The 18332-nt window shown below is 38.6% G+C and carries 14 protein-coding genes; 11 read left to right on the top strand and 3 right to left on the bottom strand.

What is annotated here, in order from left to right; all coding sequences use genetic code 11:
• Nucleotides 1–6 precede the first annotated feature (6 nt).
• Both proB and AC1VNJ_RS20045 read left to right on the top strand, forming a co-directional pair.
• The gene (gene proB, locus AC1VNJ_RS20050) at nt 7–831 is read left to right on the top strand and encodes a glutamate 5-kinase (protein WP_013085533.1); all 825 of its coding nucleotides are present in this window, start codon (nt 7–9) and stop codon (nt 829–831) included.
• Nucleotides 828–2072 carry a glutamate-5-semialdehyde dehydrogenase gene (locus AC1VNJ_RS20045; protein ID WP_155017560.1) on the top strand — a complete coding sequence of 415 codons (1245 nt, stop codon included), beginning with the start codon at nt 828–830 and terminating at the stop codon, nt 2070–2072. Before proB ends, AC1VNJ_RS20045 begins: the two co-directional genes overlap by 4 nt.
• A gap of 273 nt (nt 2073–2345) precedes the next feature.
• On the opposite strand, the gene AC1VNJ_RS20040 is transcribed toward AC1VNJ_RS20045, so the two are convergent.
• Nucleotides 2346–3731, bottom strand: coding sequence for a sugar porter family MFS transporter (locus AC1VNJ_RS20040; RefSeq protein ID WP_482641207.1), 1386 nt, complete (start codon nt 3729–3731; stop codon nt 2346–2348).
• Between the two features lie 190 nt (nt 3732–3921).
• Between AC1VNJ_RS20040 and AC1VNJ_RS20035 the strand changes: the two genes are divergently transcribed.
• The 9 genes from AC1VNJ_RS20035 (at nt 3922) to AC1VNJ_RS19995 (ending at nt 15372) form a co-directional block, all read left to right on the top strand.
• Nucleotides 3922–4698, top strand: a complete 777-nt coding sequence (locus tag AC1VNJ_RS20035) for an alpha/beta hydrolase (protein WP_099000259.1) — start codon at nt 3922–3924, stop codon at nt 4696–4698.
• 95 nt (nt 4699–4793) lie between these two features.
• Nucleotides 4794–5804: a LacI family DNA-binding transcriptional regulator gene (locus tag AC1VNJ_RS20030; protein ID WP_182028521.1), complete on the top strand. Its 1011-nt coding sequence runs from the start codon at nt 4794–4796 to the stop codon at nt 5802–5804.
• 144 nt (nt 5805–5948) lie between these two features.
• A complete protein-coding gene (locus AC1VNJ_RS20025) occupies nt 5949–6710 on the top strand; it encodes a threonine/serine exporter family protein (protein WP_013085528.1) in 762 nt (253 codons plus the stop codon).
• A 14-nt stretch (nt 6711–6724) separates the two neighbouring features.
• Nucleotides 6725–7180: a threonine/serine exporter family protein gene (locus tag AC1VNJ_RS20020; RefSeq protein WP_013059882.1), complete on the top strand. Its 456-nt coding sequence runs from the start codon at nt 6725–6727 to the stop codon at nt 7178–7180.
• Between the two features lie 300 nt (nt 7181–7480).
• Nucleotides 7481–8887 (top strand): cytochrome ubiquinol oxidase subunit I, encoded by a 1407-nt coding sequence (locus AC1VNJ_RS20015; protein ID WP_028411940.1) that lies wholly within the window; start codon nt 7481–7483, stop codon nt 8885–8887.
• The gene (cydB, locus tag AC1VNJ_RS20010) at nt 8874–9890 is read left to right on the top strand and encodes a cytochrome d ubiquinol oxidase subunit II (RefSeq protein WP_028411941.1); all 1017 of its coding nucleotides are present in this window, start codon (nt 8874–8876) and stop codon (nt 9888–9890) included. Before AC1VNJ_RS20015 ends, cydB begins: the two co-directional genes overlap by 14 nt.
• Complete coding sequence (cydD, locus tag AC1VNJ_RS20005) at nt 9890–11602, top strand: thiol reductant ABC exporter subunit CydD (protein ID WP_482641206.1); 1713 nt, start codon at nt 9890–9892, stop codon at nt 11600–11602. The genes cydB and cydD overlap by 1 nt, the downstream gene beginning before the upstream one ends.
• Nucleotides 11602–13347: a thiol reductant ABC exporter subunit CydC gene (cydC, locus tag AC1VNJ_RS20000; protein WP_482641205.1), complete on the top strand. Its 1746-nt coding sequence runs from the start codon at nt 11602–11604 to the stop codon at nt 13345–13347. Before cydD ends, cydC begins: the two co-directional genes overlap by 1 nt.
• A 225-nt stretch (nt 13348–13572) precedes the next feature.
• Nucleotides 13573–15372 (top strand): cation:proton antiporter, encoded by a 1800-nt coding sequence (locus tag AC1VNJ_RS19995; protein ID WP_028411944.1) that lies wholly within the window; start codon nt 13573–13575, stop codon nt 15370–15372.
• A 29-nt stretch (nt 15373–15401) separates the two neighbouring features.
• Here AC1VNJ_RS19995 and AC1VNJ_RS19990 read toward each other — a convergent pair whose 3' ends face one another.
• Entirely contained in the window at nt 15402–16778 is a 1377-nt protein-coding gene (locus AC1VNJ_RS19990) for an O-antigen ligase family protein (RefSeq protein ID WP_482641204.1), read from the bottom strand.
• 25 nt (nt 16779–16803) lie between these two features.
• On the bottom strand, nt 16804–18306 hold the full coding sequence (murJ, locus tag AC1VNJ_RS19985) for a murein biosynthesis integral membrane protein MurJ (RefSeq protein ID WP_028411946.1): 1503 nt from the start codon (nt 18304–18306) through the stop codon (nt 16804–16806).
• Nucleotides 18307–18332: the final 26 nt, after the last annotated feature.

Genomic DNA, 18332 nt, shown 5'->3' with positions numbered 1-18332 from the left:
AAATGAGTGAACCATCGTCAAGAGTTACAAAATAGCAAGCGTATCGTAGTCAAAGTAGGGACATCTACGTTGACCTATGATAACGGAGATATTAACCTAGCACGCATTGAAAAACTAGCGCGTGTGTTATCTGATTTAATGAATGCAGGAAAAGAAGTTGTGCTTGTTACATCAGGTGCCGTTCAAGTGGGAGTAAAAAAACTAAAGTTAAAAGAAAAGCCAACTTCTATTCGAGAAAAACAAGCAGCAGCCTCTGTCGGGCAGTGTGAGCTTATGCATATCTATAGTAAATTCTTTGGTGAGTATAGTCACATTGTTGGTCAAGTACTGTTAACAAAAGATGTAATCGAAGATGAACATGTGCGCAATAACGTTGTGAACACGTTTGAAAAATTAATTGAAGACAAAGTGATTCCTATTGTGAATGAAAACGATACAGTTGCCATCGATGAGATTGAAAACATCGTGCGTTTTGGAGATAACGATAATTTATCCGCCATTGTTTCAGTTTTGATTCACGCAGATTTACTTGTTATTTTATCTGATATTGACGGTTTCTTTGATTCAGATCCCACAAAAAACCCTAACTCTAAATTAATGAAAGTAATAGATGGCATCACGCCGGAGCTTGAGAATTTTGCTGGAGATAGTGGAACTGACGTTGGAACAGGCGGAATGGTCACAAAGCTGACCGCTGCTAAAACAGCTACAAGTGCAGGCGTGAGCTTAATCCTAGCAAATGGGAAAGAACCAAGTATTTTGCGAGATATTATTGAAGGCCAAGAAATTGGAACGTTATTCTTAAAACAAGCTGAAGGAGTAATGAAATGAGTGAATTGCAGCTTAAAGGAAAGCAGGCAAAAGAAGCCTCTTATTTCTTAGGAAATGTAACGAGCGAACAAAAACAGCAGGCACTTTATAAAATGGCGGCTGCTCTATTGGATCAACAAGAAACGATTTTAAAAGCAAATAAATTAGACGTAGAAAAAGCCGTTCAAAAAAGCACGTCAAAAGCGATGTTGGATCGCCTATCTTTAAATGAAGAGCGGATTCATGGAATGGCAGACGGCCTGCGCCAAGTAGCTGCGCTTGCAGATCCGGTAGGAGAAGTGCTGTCTATGGCTAAACGACCAAATGGCTTACAAATTGGGCAGCAGCGTGTACCTATTGGTGTCATAGGAATTATTTATGAAGCGCGTCCAAACGTTACATGTGATGCAGCAGGCCTATGCTTAAAAGCAGGAAATGCGGTTATTTTGCGCGGAGGCAGTGAGGCATTTTATTCGAATCAAGCGATTGTTTCTGTGTTATCTCAAGCTGCGGCAAGTGCAGGGTTGCCTGAGCATAGCGTACAGCTTATTGAAGATACGTCGAGAGAAACAGCACTGGACTTAATGAAGCTAAATGAATATATCGATGTATTAATTCCTCGAGGCGGTGCTGGCTTAATTGAAGCGGTGGTAAAAAATGCAACGGTTCCTGTTATTGAGACAGGAACCGGGAACTGCCACATTTATGTTGATGAAGAATATGACCGTGACATGGCAGCCAGTATTGTCATTAATGCAAAAACATCTCGTCCAGCGGTGTGCAACTCAGCCGAAAAGCTGATTATTCATCAGGGAGCGGCTCATGAATTTTTGCCGATTATTGTTCAAGCGCTACGAGAGAAAGATGTAGAAGTACGCGGTGATGAACGTGCGCTCACAATCGTTCCAGATCTTGTTCCAGCAGGGGATGAGGATTGGAAGAAAGAATATTTGGATTTCATCATGGCAGTTAAAATCGTAGATGATATCGATGAAGCGATTTCCCATATTAATGTTCATAGTTCACATCATTCTGAAGCGATTGTAACAACAAATTATGCTCATGCTCAGCGTTTTTTACAGCGCGTTAATTCAGCTGCTGTTTATGTGAATGCTTCGACGAGGTTTACGGACGGAGAAGAGTTTGGTTTCGGGGCAGAAATCGGAATTAGTACACAAAAGCTTCATGCGCGTGGACCAATGGGATTAAAGGAATTAACAACATTAAAATATATTATTTACGGAGATGGACAAATTCGATAAAAAGAAGAGGCTGGGACGAAAGTATTTTAGACAAAGTAAAACCGAACCATTGATCAAAATTTTTGATTAGTGGTTCGTTTTTTTTGTTAGGGTGAACATAGTTTTCATCTGTTTAAATTCTTCTAGTAGTTGATTGGAGGGCGAGATGAAGACTCCCGCGGAAAGCGAAGTCTTGCACGGAAATCAACTACGGTGTCATAAGCCATTTAGCTCATGTATCCCGTTTGTTTTTCTTTAGATTGGATTCATTTAGTTATACCCCAACCTCTTCCCTTACTTCCATATATGTTCAATTTCTTCAAGTGACTTTCCTTTTGTTTCTGGCACCCACTTCCATATAAACAAAAATGAAGCGATACACATAATCATAAAAGATAAAAAGGTAAAAGATCCTCCAGCTTTGTTCCAAAGAATAGGAAAAAACTGAGACACAAACCAATTAGCTATCCACAAGAAAAAGGTAGAAATAGACATTGCATAGCCTCTCGCATGATTAGGAAAAATTTCAGAAATCACAACCCATACAACAGGTCCCATAGAAATATTAAAAAGAAATAAATAAAAAACAATAAGTAAACTAGTAGTCAAGCCTTCAGTACCCTGTGAATGAAATCCAAAAGAAACGAGAAGCTGCGTAACGGCCATACCGGCTGTGCCAATAAGTAATAAAGCTTTGCGGCCAATCCGGTCGATAAGCCACATGGAACAAAGAACGCCTAAAAAGGCAGCTACACCAATCATAGACGTAACAAGGAGCGATAAATCTCCTCTAGCTCCAGCTGCTTCAAAAACTTGCGGGGCGTAATAAATAATGGCATTGATTCCGACAAGCTGTTGAAAGGCTGCAAGTAGAATACCAATAAGCAACGCTTTTCGAAGGCCTGCCTCTTTAAAAAGCGAAAGAGAAGCCGGTTGATTTTCTTTTAACGATTGCTCAATATGATACAGCTCTTGGCGTGCAATGTGTGTACCATTGATTTTAATTAAAATGTCCATAGCTTCTACAGTGCGGTTTGCTTTTACTAGCCACCTCGGACTTTCAGGAACAGGAGAAAGGATAAGAAGAAATAAAAGAGCTGGAATCCCAGAAGCACCGATAATGTAGCGCCATCCTGTGGAATTCTGCCATGCGTCTTTCCCAATAGATAAAATGTAGTCATTTACAAAATAGACAGAAACAATCCCAACGGCAACAGCAAATTGATAAAGAGAGCCTAAGCGGCCGCGCATGTGCGGAGGGGCTATTTCAGAAATATAGGTAATAGAAAGAACGGAGGCCATACCAATGCCTAGCCCTCCAATAATTCGAGAAATAATCACAAAAGAGATGGCTGAAGATAGCGCTTGCATAATTGCGGATACGATAAATAAAGAAGCTGCTAAAAGCAAGATACCTTTTCTACCGAATCGATCACTCAGTTTTCCTGAAGAAAGTACCCCAACGGCACCCCCGAGCAGCAAACTAGATACAACAAAACCTACCATCGTTGGACTGAGATTAAAATGCACTTCCATCAATCCAATAGCCCCTGAAATGACGGCTGTGTCATAGCCGTAAAGTAACCCTCCAAAAGCAGCTGCACATGAAATGAAAATAACAAAAAATAGATTTCCTTTTTGCTCCTTATACTCGTCAGAAGTTACTTTTACTATCCCCATATAAATTCCTCCTTTGAATCGCGTTCACTATTTTAATTTAAAAAACGTTATACGTAAAACGTTTTCATAAAAGATGTTTTTATGTTAAACTAAAAATTGTAAATAATCAAACTATTTTTTAGCTTTTATATGAATTATGTACGTTTTGTTATCAATCAATAGGGAAGAAAAAGTAAGGGGGAAGAGAAATATGGCGTTTATTCAATGTGATTTTTTTTCAGAAGTATTGCAAATAAGTACTTCAATGAACGTTTTGATACCGCAGCAAACAAAATCTCAGATTGGTTTACAAACCAATACAAGAAGTGAGAAACACCCTACGCTCTATTTATTACACGGTCTTTCTGATGATCATACGATATGGATGAGAAGAACTTCGATTGAACGCTACGCATCAGAATTAGGACTTGCAGTTGTAATGCCAAATGTAGATCGCAGCTTTTATAGAGATATGGCTTATGGAAAGAAGTATTGGACGTTTGTAACAGAAGAACTTCCTCAATTGGCTAGGTCATTCTTTCCGTTATCGGAAAAAAGAGAAGATAATTTTGTGGCTGGTCTTTCTATGGGAGGGTACGGCGCTTTAAAATGGGCGTTTCGCAAACCACATCAATTTTCTGCAGCTGCCAGTTTATCAGGAGTGATGGACATTGAAGGGCTTGGAGAGCGAGGGGAAGTTCAGTTCCTAGATTATCCTTTGATTTTTGGCATCCCGCCTGTTATTAGACCTGAGGATGATCTTTTCTGGCTGCTTGAAAATCGCCGGCGCTATGGAGAAGTGACTCCGCGTATTTATCAATGCTGTGGAACGGAAGATTTTTTATATCAGGAAAATAAACGTTTTTCCGAGCGATGTAAGCAAGAGCCTATTTGTTTTACATATGAAGAAGGAAAAGGAAGTCACGACTGGGCATATTGGGATCAAAAAATTCAAGATGTGTTAAAGTGGCTGTTTAGTGAAAAGTAGGGAAGGTAGTTTTGGGTGGTTCCGACTTCTAGTAGTATAATAAAGAAAAATGTTTACTTGGTCGATAGACTAAAAGGAAATAGGAGTCGGTACGAATGGGGAGAAAAAAAGTCACGATTACAGAAGTAGCAAAAGAAGCGGGTGTTTCATTAGCTACGGTATCAAGAATCTTCAATAATAAAGACGGTAAAATTAAAATCAGTGAAAAAACAAAACAAAAAGTACTAAAAGCAGCAGCTCATTTAGGGTATCAGACAAATCCATTTGCGGCAGCTCTGCGGGCCCAAAAAACAGGGATTATCGGGATATTAATTAGAGATTTAAAAGACCCATTTTTAATCGAGCTGTTAAAAAAGGTACAGCAGCAAGTTCAAAGTCGAGGGATGGACGTTCTTATTGGACATACGGATTACCAAGAAACAACGGCTGAGCGTCAATTAAATGTGATGATGAATCATTGGTTTGATGGAGTCATTTTATTAGATTATGTAGCCGCTCCGCATCCGTTTGTAGACGTATTAAAACAATATCAAACGCCTTACGTTTCTCTTACAGGAGACGGCTCTTCTGCACTTTGGCCAATTGTACATGTAGATGATGCGGTGGGAATGCAATTAGCTGTTGCTCACTTAACGGACCTTGGCCATAAGAATATCGGGTTCGTTGGAAAAGCTGTAAGCGGAGTCGAGCACCGTCTGTCTCTTTTTTATCAGTATGTACCGTCAGCAAACGCAAAGTTTGTGAAAGAAGATATGAATAACTCAGATGAACTATATCAGTTTATAAATGAGCTAGCTCATCATCCAGAGCCCCCAACTGCGCTTATTTGTGCTACGGATTACATTGCTCTGAAAGTGATACACTGTGCGTGGCAAAACGGACTTCACGTTCCAGCGGATTTGTCTGTTATAGGGTTTGATGATATTACAGAAGCTAGTGAAGCGCAACCTCCGCTAACAACCATCCGTCAACCGATGGAAAAAATGGCTGAAAAAGCAGTAAACCTCTTACTTCAGCAAATTCAGGATCAGCAAGAAATAGATCAGGTACAGTATAAAATGGCACCTGTATTAGTAGAGCGTGAGACCACAAAACGTATGAATTGATAAGGAATGTATATACTATTCCTGAAAGTGTGAGACAAAAAGTCCACACTTTTTTGCATTAACCATTGCGTCCACTTCCCTCTTTCTTATACACTGTATGCTGTAGGGGAAAAAACCAAGCTTTAATATGTTTGGAGCGATTTGATGACACAACAAAAATTAGATAAATATGAAATTATGGACGTTAGCTTACTAGCAGGTAAAATTATGTTAGAAAGCGGAGCAGAAACGTATCGAGTAGAAGACACAATGATGCGGATTGCAGCGTCTTATGGTATAAAAAAATCCCACAGCTATGTGACGCCAACAGGGATTATGTTTTCACTTGAAACGAAAGAACCGACGAAAACGAAGTTAATTCGTATTTCCGAACGAACGACGGATTTAAAAAAAGTAACTATGGTAAATAGCGTCTCAAGAACCATCAGTCAAGGAAACATCTCCTTGGAGGAAGCGTATGAAATGCTACAAGAAATTGAAGCAACGAACGTAGCTTTTCCACTATGGGTTCAACTTGCAGCTGCATCCATTTCTAGCGGATGCTTTTTAATCATGTTTCAAGGTTTATGGACGGACTTTATTCCAGCGATGTTTTCAGGAGGTCTCGGATTTTTAACCGTGGTGTATTTCCACCGTCTTATTCCGATTCGCTTTTTTGCTGAGTTTACCGCTTCGTTAGTTATTGGACTTTTATCAGCTCTTTTAGTCGCTTCAGGACTAGGAACGCAAATTGATAAAATTATTATTGGATCCGTTATGCCTCTCGTTCCTGGGTTATCGATTACCAATGCAGTGCGAGATTTAATGGCGGGACATTTACTGTCTGGATTATCAAAAGGAGCAGAAGCGTTTCTGACGGCATTTGCTATTGGTGCAGGTATTGCCATTGTATTTACGCTTCTATAGAAGGGAGGCATCATATGCATATCGTAGAGCAGATAATTACAAGTTTTATTGCTTCAGCAGCGTTTGGGATTATTTTTAATGTTCCACGTGAATCATTATTAAAAAGTGGCTTTGTCGGAATGATTGGCTGGCTCATTTACTATTTGCTAACGTTCTATGGTGTAGATGAAATTCCAAGCACTGTAGCATCGGCCTTTTTTATTGCTATTATTAGTCAAATTTACGCAAAAATTTATCGTACGCCGATCATTATTTTCACCGTAGCAGGTATTATTCCGCTCGTTCCAGGGGGAACAGCATACGATGCCATGCGTAACTTTGTAGAAAATAATTATAATGAAGCGATTAGTCTTGCAGCAAAAGCCTTTATGATTTCAGGTTCAATTGCCATTGGTATTGTATTTTCTGAAGTCATTAACCAAATCATTCGTCAATCTAAATTAAATGCGAAAGCAAAATATCGACCGTAGAGAAGCAAGCTCAAATCAGAGCGTGCTTTTTTTATGAAAAAATAAAGAGATCCTGCCCTTTTTTGTCACAAGAAAGTCACGTTTTAGTCTAAAAACGTTCAAAAAATGTACGTGCACAGCTAAAAAAATAGACTATACTATGTAAATAGAAAGAGAGACATTACATATATTTGTGAAATGTTGAGCATATTTCTCGAATTGTTATGCTCAATGTTTCACAATATAAGTAAAAGATGCTCAGAAATGAGCAAAGTATCTATGGAAATGATGAATGTTCTTATATATGAAAGGAGAAAGAAGATGGATACAGTCATACTATCACGTATTCAATTTGCATCAACGACGCTGTTTCATTTTATCTTTGTACCGCTGTCTATCGGCCTTGTCTTTTTAGTAGCGATCATGGAAACGATGTACGTAGTAAAAAAAGATGAACAGTATAAAAAGATGGCAAAGTTTTGGGGGCACTTATTCCTGATTAACTTTGCTGTCGGAGTCGTAACAGGTATTTTACAAGAATTTCAGTTTGGCATGAACTGGTCAGAGTACTCAAGATTTGTAGGAGATGTATTTGGTGCGCCGCTTGCTATTGAAGCACTGCTCGCGTTTTTTATGGAGTCCACGTTCCTCGGGCTGTGGATTTTCGGGTGGGATCGTTTGCCTAAATGGCTGCACTGTCTATGTATTTGGCTTGTTAGTCTAGGTACTATCTTTTCAGCGTTCTTTATTTTAACGGCTAATTCTTTTATGCAGCATCCGGTCGGAATGGAGCTAAATAATGGCCGTTTGGAAATGAATGACTTCTTTAAATTGTTAACGAACGGTCAGCTGTGGGTGGAATTCCCTCATACAATTTTAGGTTCGTTTGCAACAGGCGCCTTTTTTATCACGGGTGTCAGCGCTGTTATGCTCTTGAAGAAAAAACATGTGGCTTTTGCTAAAAAATCATTTCAAGTTGCTATCCTTGTAGGGCTAGTTTCAGGTGTAGGAATTGCACTATCTGGGCATGAACAGGCCGGATATTTAGTTAAAACACAGCCGATGAAAATGGCCGCAAGTGAAGGATTATGGGAAAACAGCGGAAGTCCAGGTGCTTGGACAGTAACAGCAAATATTCACCCTGATGAAAAGAAAAATACGAGTGAAATCAAAATACCTTACTTATTAAGCTTCTTATCATACGGTAAGTTTTCAGGCTCCGTTCCTGGAATGAATGAGCTGCAGCAGCAGTATACGGCGAAATATGGAGAAGGAAATTATATTCCACCCGTTCGAACAACGTTTTGGAGTTTCCGCATTATGGCTGGTCTAGGTGGCGTATTATGTGCATTAGGCATTTGGGGTACGTACTTGCTTTCTCGTAAAAAACTTCAAGAAAGCAAACTATTTTTACGTATTATGACGATTGCCATCGCCTTTCCGTTCCTTGGAAGCTCAGCAGGTTGGATTATGACAGAGATTGGCCGTCAGCCTTGGGTTGTATTTGGCTATATGAAAACCGAAGATGCCGTGTCTCCTGGTGTAACAGCAGGTGAGTTGCTATTTTCTATTATCTCGTTTTCGTTCTTTTACTTAATTTTAGCTGTGATTATGGTGTTCTTGTTCGTTAAAGAAATTAAAAAAGGTCCAGATCACGATCACGAAGCACATACAAAAGTAACATCAACTGATCCGTTTACAAAGGAGGGATACAATGTTTTCTCTTAATGAATTCTGGTATTTGCTAGTATCCATTCTGTTTGTTGGTTTTATCTTTTTAGAAGGCTTTGATTTTGGGATTGGAATGGTGTCTCGCTTTTTAGGAAGAAACGACTTAGAGCGACGAGCTTTTATTAATACAATCGGTCCTTTTTGGGATGCAAATGAAGTTTGGTTAATTTCAGCAATCGGTGCTATGTTTGCCGCTTTTCCAAACTGGTATGCAACGCTATTAAGCGGGTCATATGTTCTTTTTGTTCTTCTGTTGCTTTCGCTTATCGGACGCGGTGTAGCATTTGAATTTCGAGGAAAAGTTGAAAAACAAGCGTGGAAAAATGCGTGGGATTGGGTTATCTTCTTTGGAAGTCTTTTTCCACCGCTCATTTTCGGCATCTTATTTTCAGCACTAATGAAAGGATTACCTGTTGAGCGCAACATGCAAATGAATGCCGGCTTTTCGGATATTGTGAATCTATATACCATAACGGGCGGCGTGACGCTAACGATGCTTTGCTTATGGCACGGACTTATTTTTGCGACGATCCGTACGATGGATGACATTAGAGATCGTTCACGAAAAGTTGCCATGAAGCTTTTGCCTGTTAATGCCTTGCTGCTTCTTATTTTTTCAGGCATGACGTTTTTTGAAACAAATTTATTCAGCAATCATAGCCGCTTGATGCTATACACATTTTTTATCGGTATTTTCGTGTATTTACTAGCAGGATTTTTCCTTACACGGAAAAAAGACGGATGGGCCTTTGCTATGTCTGGCTTAATTTTAATTTTATCAATTTCCTCTATATTTGCAGGATTGTTTCCAACCGTTTTGGTTAGTTCAGTCAATGAAAGCTATAGTTTAACGATTCATAATGCAGCATCAGGGAATTATTCCTTGAAAATTATGTCTTACGCTGCTATTGCGTTACTGCCTTTTGTGTTAGGTTATCAAATTTGGAGCTACTACGTTTTTAGAAAACGTGTAGATCATAAGGAGCATATGGAGTACTAATGGGTAGAAATTTAATGGTTTACAACGGAATAAAAATGGTTCTTGCCGTGTTAATAGGGCTTATTACTATTCAAAGTGTAGCCATTATTTTTCAAGCTAAGTGGCTTGCCGAAGTAATTACTGCTCTTTTTCATGGTGAAAGTTTAACTTCGCAGACAAAAGCAATCGGATTGTTTTTGTCTGCCTTTATGGTTCGTCAGATCGTAAGTTTTATAGTGAAAAAAACAGCATATCAATTTGGAGTCAAAACGACTCAGGAACTTCGTTTGACGGTCATGAAAAGCATTTTTGCACTCGGACCGCGCTTTACCAAAAATGAAGGGACAGGAAACTTGGTGACGCTCATCACCACAGGCCTACAGAAGCTTCGCGCTTATCTTGAGCTGTTTTTGCCTAAACTGGCCGCCATCAGCGTTACACCTTGGCTAGTGCTCGCTTTCGTTTGGTATCAAGATCGGCTTTCAGGCATTATTTTGCTTGTAACTATGCCAATTTTAATTTTATTTATGATTTTACTTGGACTGGCTGCCCAGAAAAAAATAGATAGCCAATGGGAGACGTATCATGTGCTGTCCAATCACTTTGTAGATTCGCTTCGAGGATTAGAAACGTTAATATTTCTCGGGAAAAGTAAGGAGCATGCTGAAACGATTGGAAGAGTCAGTGACCGCTATCGAAAAGCGACAATGGGAACGCTCCGAATTGCTTTTTTATCTACGTTTGCTTTAGATTTCTTTACGATGTTATCTGTAGCCATCGTGGCTGTTATGCTCGGTTTGCGGCTAGTGAACGGTTCGATGACGTTAGAGCCTGCACTTATGATTTTATTGCTGGCGCCTGAATACTTCCTGCCGATACGGGAAGTCGGAAACGATTATCATGCAACATTAGACGGAAAAGAATCCGGAGATGCATTAATTAAGATTGTAAAGCAGGCTGAAAAACCGTCGGCTAAAGAAGAAGATGTTCCTGATTGGACGGAAAACAGTGAAATTCAATTGCGTCATATCACCGTAAAATATGACGAAGAGCAGCCGCCTTCTCTTGAAGATGTGTCACTTCATGTTAAAGGAAGTAAAAAAATTGGGATTATAGGAAAAAGCGGAGCTGGAAAATCGACGCTTATTGATATACTGAGCGGCTTTGTACAATTTACAGAAGGGTCTGCTGAAGTAAACGGCGTGCCGGTTGATTTACGCTCAGATGCTTGGCAAAAGCAGATTACGTATATCCCTCAGCACCCATTTATTTTTAATGGAACAGTGAAAGAAAATATTGAATTTTATCAGGATAGAGGCGGTTCTTATGATTATGAAGATGCTTTAACGAAAGCAGGACTTTTATCTACGATTCAACAGATGCCTAAGAAGGAAAATGAAGTGATAGGAGATGGAGGACGGCAGCTTAGCGGCGGCCAAGCTCAAAGGATTGCCCTAGCTAGGGCGTTTCTGAGCGATCGCCCTATTATTATGCTTGATGAACCAACGGCGCAAGTAGATATTGAAACGGAATATGAATTAAAGCAAGATATCTTAACGATGTTTCAAGACAAGTTATTTATTTTAGCTACGCACCGTCTGCATTGGATGAAAGATATGGACCTCATTGTTGTAATAGAGAACGGAAAGGTTGCAGAAGTCGGCAATCATCAAGAACTGATTCGAAAAAAAGGAGCTTACTATCAATTTTTACATGAAGAGGAGGAGATATGATGAAATATAAAAGTTGGATATGGCCCTACTTTAAAACGTATAAATATCGTATCTTTTCTATCTTATTACTAAGCTTGTTAACGATTGGTTCTGCTTGTGCGCTAATGTTCACATCAGGTTACTTGATTTCAGCTTCTTCCTTACGGCCAGAAACAATCTTACTGGTGTACGTTCCCATTGTGCTTGTGCGTACATTTGGTTTAAGTCGAGCCGCCTTTCGTTATGCGGAGCGTCTTGTTAGTCACGATTTTATTCTTCGCATTTTAGCTAAGATGCGTACACGTCTTTATCATTTGATTGAACCGTTAGTTGCTACATCCCGCTATCGAACGGGAGATGTTTTAGCGGTTCTCGCTGAAGATATTGAAAGTTTACAAGACTTGTTCTTGCGTACCATTCTTCCAATAATCTCAGCTGTTATTTTATACGTTATTTCGATTGTAGCTTTAGGATTCTTTAGCCTAAAGTTTGCATGTTTGATTGCCATCTATTTATTTTTATTAGTAGTAGTGATGCCGCTTTTTTCCCTTTGGCATATGAAAGCGGCCAATCAGCGATATAAATCAAGCAAAGCACAGTTATATGCTAAGGTCACAGACGGGTTTTTAGGAGTTGCTGATTGGGTGTTAAGCGGTCAGCAGCAGTCATTTTTTCATTCGTATAACAAAACAGAAGATGAGCTAGACCGCATGGATCGTAAGCTTAAACTATGGACGTATTACCGAGAATTGATTGGCCAAGTTATTGTAGCAGGTTTAATTGTCACAATGATTTGGTTTGGGGCTTCTCTTTTTGCAGACAAAGAGCTTGCAGGTGTTTTTATTGCTGCTTTTATTTTAGTAGTATTTCCTTTATCTGAAGCACTGCTGCCGGTATCTAATGCAGTAGAAAAAATTCCTCAATTTGAAGAGTCATTAAATAGAGTGCAGGAAATGGAAAATAACTGGGAATCTGTGAATGGAAAGAAAAAACATACTCTTTCCCTACCTTACAAAGGTTCATGGGACTCGGTTAGCTTAAAAGTCGAGCATGTAAGCTTTCGCTATAGCAATGAGGAAGAGTCAGTCATTCATGATCTTTCATTTCAAGTCGAGCAAGGGAAAAAAATTGCGATTCTTGGCAAGAGCGGAGCTGGAAAGTCGACTCTGTTAAAGCTGCTGCAAGGCTCCTTATTGCCTACAGAAGGTACAGTTCAACTAAACGGTCAGTCTGTTGCTGAAGTTCGTGAAGATGTACCAAAACTCATCTCTGTATTAAATCAAAATCCTTATTTATTTAATACAAGCGTAGCAAACAATTTATTACTAGCTAATGAAGAGGCTACAAAAGAAGAGGTAATTGAGGCAATGAAGCAAGTCAATATGCACTCCCTTGTGGAAGGTTTGCATCAAGGATATCAAACGTCCATGCTCGAAACAGGTCAGCGCTTTTCAGGAGGAGAACGTCAGCGGATTGCGTTAGCACGTGTTCTACTTCAGCGTACGCCAATTGTTATGCTGGATGAGCCAACTGCAGGGTTGGATACCGTGACTGAAAAGAGTTTGTTATCCACTATCTTTGAAACTCTTCACGACAAAACTTTAATTTGGGTTACACATAATTTAGTTGGGATGGAAAAGATGGATGAAATCTTATTCCTACAAGATGGAAAGATAGCCATTCGCGGAACGCATGAGGAATTACTTGCTACGAACAGTCACTATCAAAAGCTATATGAATTGGATCATCCGGTAAAAAGCCTTTAGCAGCAGCTAAAGGCTTTTTACTATTTTATACTAAAGTGAAATTCGACAAACATGAGTAAGATATGTGTCGAACGAAGGAAAATAGCTTGGATTCAAAGAGGGGAGAGGCGTTTAGCATTTTTGAAAAAGTGGTAAAACAAGGTAGTGTTTGTTTCTTCCTGTATAACATCGGTTTATTTTAGGGAAAATATATACACATTATGCGAACGAGAGAAGGAAGATACAATGGAACCTATGCTTGTACATATCACACTTGTAGTGGGACTAGGAGTTCTATCTCAGTGGCTGGCTTGGAGATTTAAGCTACCAGCAATTGTCGTGATGTCGATTATCGGACTGCTAACAGGCCCTATTTTAGGTTTAATTGATCCTAAAGCACAGTTTGCTCAGCTTTTTGATCCTTTTGTATCGATTGCTGTAGCTGTTATTTTATTTGAAGGCAGCTTGAACTTAGACATGAGAGAGGTAAGAGGAATCGAAAAGCCCGTGTTTCGCATTGTGACACTGGGAGCCATGCTAGCTTGGATGTTAGGCTCTTTAGCTGCTCATTATATAGCGGATTTATCCTGGGCGGTGGCAATTGTTATCGGAGGGCTTTTTATTGTGACGGGTCCAACCGTAATTTTACCTCTTTTACGACAAGCTAAATTAAAACCAAAACCAGCAGCGATTTTAAAATGGGAAGGTATTATTGTCGATCCATTTGGTGCACTGTTGGCCGTTTTTTCGTTTGAAATTGTTCAATTTTTAGTGCTGAGAGAAGTGAGTGGAAAAACAATTCTCTTTTTCTTCGTAGCCTCTATTATTGCCGTTTTAATAGGATGGATTCTTGGCCGCGGAATAGGATGGATGTTTCAAAAGGGGCATATTCCAGAGTATTTAAAATCTCCGGTCGTATTTATTGTCGTTATTGCCTGCTTTACAGTAGCTGATGAAATTAAGCATGAAACAGGTCTTCTAGCAGTAACAGCGATGGGGATTACCCTTGCTAATATGCATATTTCGTCTATTAGTGATATGCGACACTTTAAAGAGAATATTTCGGTTCTATTAACTTCTACTATTTTTATCATGTTAACGGCTGGACTGACGATGAAGACCATTACTGAAATTTTTCATTGGAATATTATTTTGTTTGTTTTACTTATGCTGTTTATTGTCAGACCTGTCTCCATCTTTTTATCAACGGTAGGCACAGATTTATCTATAAAAGAAAAAATACTGATTGGCTGGATTGCCCCGCGCGGAATTGTGGCGTTAACGGTCTCAAGCTACTTTGCGAAAGTACTAATTGATGAAGGATTTAAAGATGCTTCGATCTTAACAACGCTGACATTTGCTTTAGTGTTTGCTACGGTTTGTGCACACGGTTTTTCTCTTTCATGGCTAGCTAAGAAGCTTGATTTATCAATTGGAGAAGAACCTGGTATTTTGCTTGTAGGAAGCAATGATTTTACGGTTGCCTTTGCAACGAAGTTAAAACAGCTAGGCTATCCAGTATTAGTTGCTGATTCTTCGTGGGAGCGGTTAAGAGTTGCGCGCAGAGCGGAGGTAAATGTTTATCACGGAGAAGTACTAGCTGAGCAAACGGAATATCATCTAGACTTAACTCCTTATGAATATGTGATTGCTGCAACTGAGTTAGATGCATATAATGCGCTTGTTTGTACTGCTTTTCTTCAAGATATGGGGCGGAACAATGTTTTTCAATTGAGCATTCGTGACCAAGAAGATTCAAGAGAAGATGTCGATGAAATTATGCATACAGTAAGAGGACGTATGCTCTTTAAGAAAGGAATTACGTGGGAGTTTCTGCATCATAAAATGGAGCACGGATATACGATTTACAATACAAAAATTACGGATGAATATACGTATGAAACATATGTTGAGGAGAAAAGCGATGATTCTCTTTTACTAGCAGTGAGCAAGCAAGGAAAGGCATTGAGTTTTTTTGCTCATGATCAAGAAATAAACGTTAATGCGGGTGACACGGTGTTAAGCCTTCAGCCATTAAAAAGATAAAAAAACAGGCCTTTAATGACCTGTTTTTTTTATGCTTGTCTTTGTTTAAAATGAATGACGAACAGATAAGCAGCAGCTGCTGCAAAATAGATGGTAACGGCTGGTGCTGTAAAGACATGCCCAGCTACAAAAGCAATTCCAAGAGCTAATACAATTGCTGTACTATACATCATAAAGCTTTCATCAAGAAGCTGTGATGGCTCTTTAAATAATCGAACCAATACGGTTAAACCAACTACTAGAAGTGGAAGAACCCATAGTAAAAATCCGATGATACCTAAAGAGAAAAACAAATCATAAAAATCCATTTCAATCATCTTTGGCGGAAGCTGTTTTGTATAGTCACCAGAAAAGCCCATACCTATCATTTTTCGTGCAATAGGTGCTTTTGCATACTCTTCCTTATGATGAGCTAAGAATTGCTCACGGCTGCTTAGAATCAGATTTTGAATATCTTTATCATCTAAATTTGATTCCTTTTGTTTTTTCTTTTTAGCCGGCTTTTCTTTTTCTTTCTTTTCCGGCTTTTCTTGCTTTGTTTTCTCTTTTTTAGCCTCTAACATATCGATGTGCGTATATGTGTTTTTATAAGCTGGAGAAATCGGAGTAGTTGCTCCGGTTACAATTAAAAGCAGAATTGAGATTACTAAGTTGGCTTTAATTAAGCTGCGTTTATTCGTAAATAATTTAGCAAATAAGACAACTGTTGCTACAACTAAAGAAATAATAACGGCACCTAAGCCTACTTTCGTTCCAAGCATGATGGACGAAACGGCTAACAAGATAAAAGGAATCCAGTAATAAGCTTTTGAAAACGAACGTACTTTATCTAAAGCTAAAAGCAGTGTGAGAGGAAGCAAAATAGCAATGGTTGCGCCTAGCTCATTCGCTGCATAAAACCAGCCTTTAAACCCAATTTTATTATACTGATAACTCTCTAGTGCTGTACCCGTTAGCATTGTACCGATAAAAACAATACTGATGATGAGTGAAGCAGTTAATAAGTTTTTGCTCAGTATTCTTTTTACATCCACAGATGATCGATAATGTGAAAACATCACAATCATTCCAAGCAGCGTAACGTTCATATAAACAACTTTATTGAAAAATTTAATTTCTTGCCCAATATAATAAGGATCTTTCCATTGATGATTTAAGTAGATGTTGAGTCCAAGAAAGAGTGCAAAAACAATAAGGTAGATAATCGAATATCTAGCCCATTTTGATTGTTTGGCAAACACTAAAAGTAGGACACCTGCAAAAATCATATATAGAAAGCGAATAACAACCCCAATTGAGAGACCACTATCCATGTTCAAAACCATGTACGTCGTTAGCATATCAATAATCGGCTGAATTGAAATAAAACCAACGAACAGAAAAAATAACCAGTATGTGTTCTTCATATAGTACTCTCCTGTTTTACGTGAATTAACGTTTTCTTTTAACTAAAAGCATAACACCTTCTACTCTGCATAATAGCGTCGACATTAAGTATACTAAACCACCTGCAATACAGACAATACCAAATCGTAAGATAACATGTAATGAATTCAAAAATGCGATGTCCTTTAAGAAGAACATGACGATCGCAACAGGTACGGAAGCTAAAAGAATTTTTCCTGTTTCTTTCACTAGATATCCGTAATGGAAGTGATTGATTTGTTTTGCCAGCATAACGAATACGATAGCCGTATAGAAAAAGGCAACTACTGACATGGAAAGTGCTAATCCTTGGTATCCCATAAATTTAGTGAAAATCATGTTAAAGATGATATTTAACACAATGGATAATAAGCCTGCTCTCATAATAAGATAACCTTTTTGAAGAGAATAAAATCCTTTTGCAAGAACAGCTTGCAGGGAATAGAAAAATACCGAACCTAGGTAATAATAAGATACATCCGTTGTTTTTAGCGTTGATTGTGCGTCAAATGCACCGCGCTGATAAGCAATCATTACAATGTCTTTCATATAAAAGATCATAATAACAATCGTCGGAATCAGCAGCATCAGCATAAACGTAATCCCTTTTTCAATTCCTGATTTAAAGCGCTCTTCATCTTTTTCAGAAATGGCTCTTGCAATCAGCGGGTAAATAATGGTTGCGACCGTAACCCCGAATATTGCCTGGGGAATACTTACAAGTCTGAAAGCATAATTTAAGTATGAAATAACACCTTCACCAAAGGAGCCAGCAAAGAAGAAGTTGACAGTTAAATTAATTTGACCGACCATAATGGTTACACCAACAGGGATGAATACTTTATAAAAAGCCACCACTTCATCACGGTCAATTTTTTGCTTCCATAACAGCAGATGCTGCGGTTTAAAATAGACAACTTTAATTAAGAAAGAAGCAATCGTTCCTACAAAGTAGCCAAGAGCAATTGCATAGCCGCCCATAATTGAATGTAATAGGATTGTACTTAAAATCGTAAATAATACAACAACGGTTTGAGAAAACACGGAGAAAGAATATTGACTTCGTGCATCAAATACACCTTCGTATACGGCATTCACTCCAACTAATGAAAGAGATAAGAAGTACATAACGCCCGTATAAATGCCTAGTTCAATTGCTGCTTTGGAAAAATTAGAATACGAAGCGGGAAAGTAAAAGAAAGCGGCAATTGATCCGAGAACCGAAATAATGAAACAAATAAGAAAGGTTGATTTAACAATATTAGTTAAATGAACCTTTCCTTTATTTTCTTTTTCATAACGTAAATAACTAGGAATAAACGCATCCTTCATCCCCGTTAACATAAATAAGATAAAAGCGTTTGGAATAATCATTGCTGCGTTGTATGAATCGACGATATAACTTGTACCGAAATAATTAGCAATAACTAAATCACGAATCATACTAGAAAATTTCAAAAATAATGTTGATATGAGCAGTAAAATGCTCGCGAATTTTAAGTTTTTCATGCGAAACTCCTACCTTTTCAAGTTAT

The sequence above is a fragment of the Priestia sp. 3CA3 genome, from assembly GCF_056836725.1.
The sequence above is the reverse complement of the archived record's forward strand: the minus strand, read 5'-3'. Positions and strand labels throughout refer to the sequence as shown.

Coding starts and splice junctions, on each gene's coding strand:
- AC1VNJ_RS20045 (WP_155017560.1), top strand. CDS start 828: ATGAGTGAATTGCAGCTTAAAGGAAAGCAGGCAAAAGAAGCCTCTTAT.
- AC1VNJ_RS20040 (WP_482641207.1), bottom strand. CDS start 3,731: ATGGGGATAGTAAAAGTAACTTCTGACGAGTATAAGGAGCAAAAAGGA.
- AC1VNJ_RS20035 (WP_099000259.1), top strand. CDS start 3,922: ATGGCGTTTATTCAATGTGATTTTTTTTCAGAAGTATTGCAAATAAGT.
- AC1VNJ_RS20030 (WP_182028521.1), top strand. CDS start 4,794: ATGGGGAGAAAAAAAGTCACGATTACAGAAGTAGCAAAAGAAGCGGGT.
- AC1VNJ_RS20025 (WP_013085528.1), top strand. CDS start 5,949: ATGACACAACAAAAATTAGATAAATATGAAATTATGGACGTTAGCTTA.
- AC1VNJ_RS20020 (WP_013059882.1), top strand. CDS start 6,725: ATGCATATCGTAGAGCAGATAATTACAAGTTTTATTGCTTCAGCAGCG.
- AC1VNJ_RS20015 (WP_028411940.1), top strand. CDS start 7,481: ATGGATACAGTCATACTATCACGTATTCAATTTGCATCAACGACGCTG.
- cydB (WP_028411941.1), top strand. CDS start 8,874: ATGTTTTCTCTTAATGAATTCTGGTATTTGCTAGTATCCATTCTGTTT.
- cydD (WP_482641206.1), top strand. CDS start 9,890: ATGGGTAGAAATTTAATGGTTTACAACGGAATAAAAATGGTTCTTGCC.
- cydC (WP_482641205.1), top strand. CDS start 11,602: ATGAAATATAAAAGTTGGATATGGCCCTACTTTAAAACGTATAAATAT.
- AC1VNJ_RS19995 (WP_028411944.1), top strand. CDS start 13,573: ATGGAACCTATGCTTGTACATATCACACTTGTAGTGGGACTAGGAGTT.
- AC1VNJ_RS19990 (WP_482641204.1), bottom strand. CDS start 16,778: ATGAAGAACACATACTGGTTATTTTTTCTGTTCGTTGGTTTTATTTCA.
- murJ (WP_028411946.1), bottom strand. CDS start 18,306: ATGAAAAACTTAAAATTCGCGAGCATTTTACTGCTCATATCAACATTA.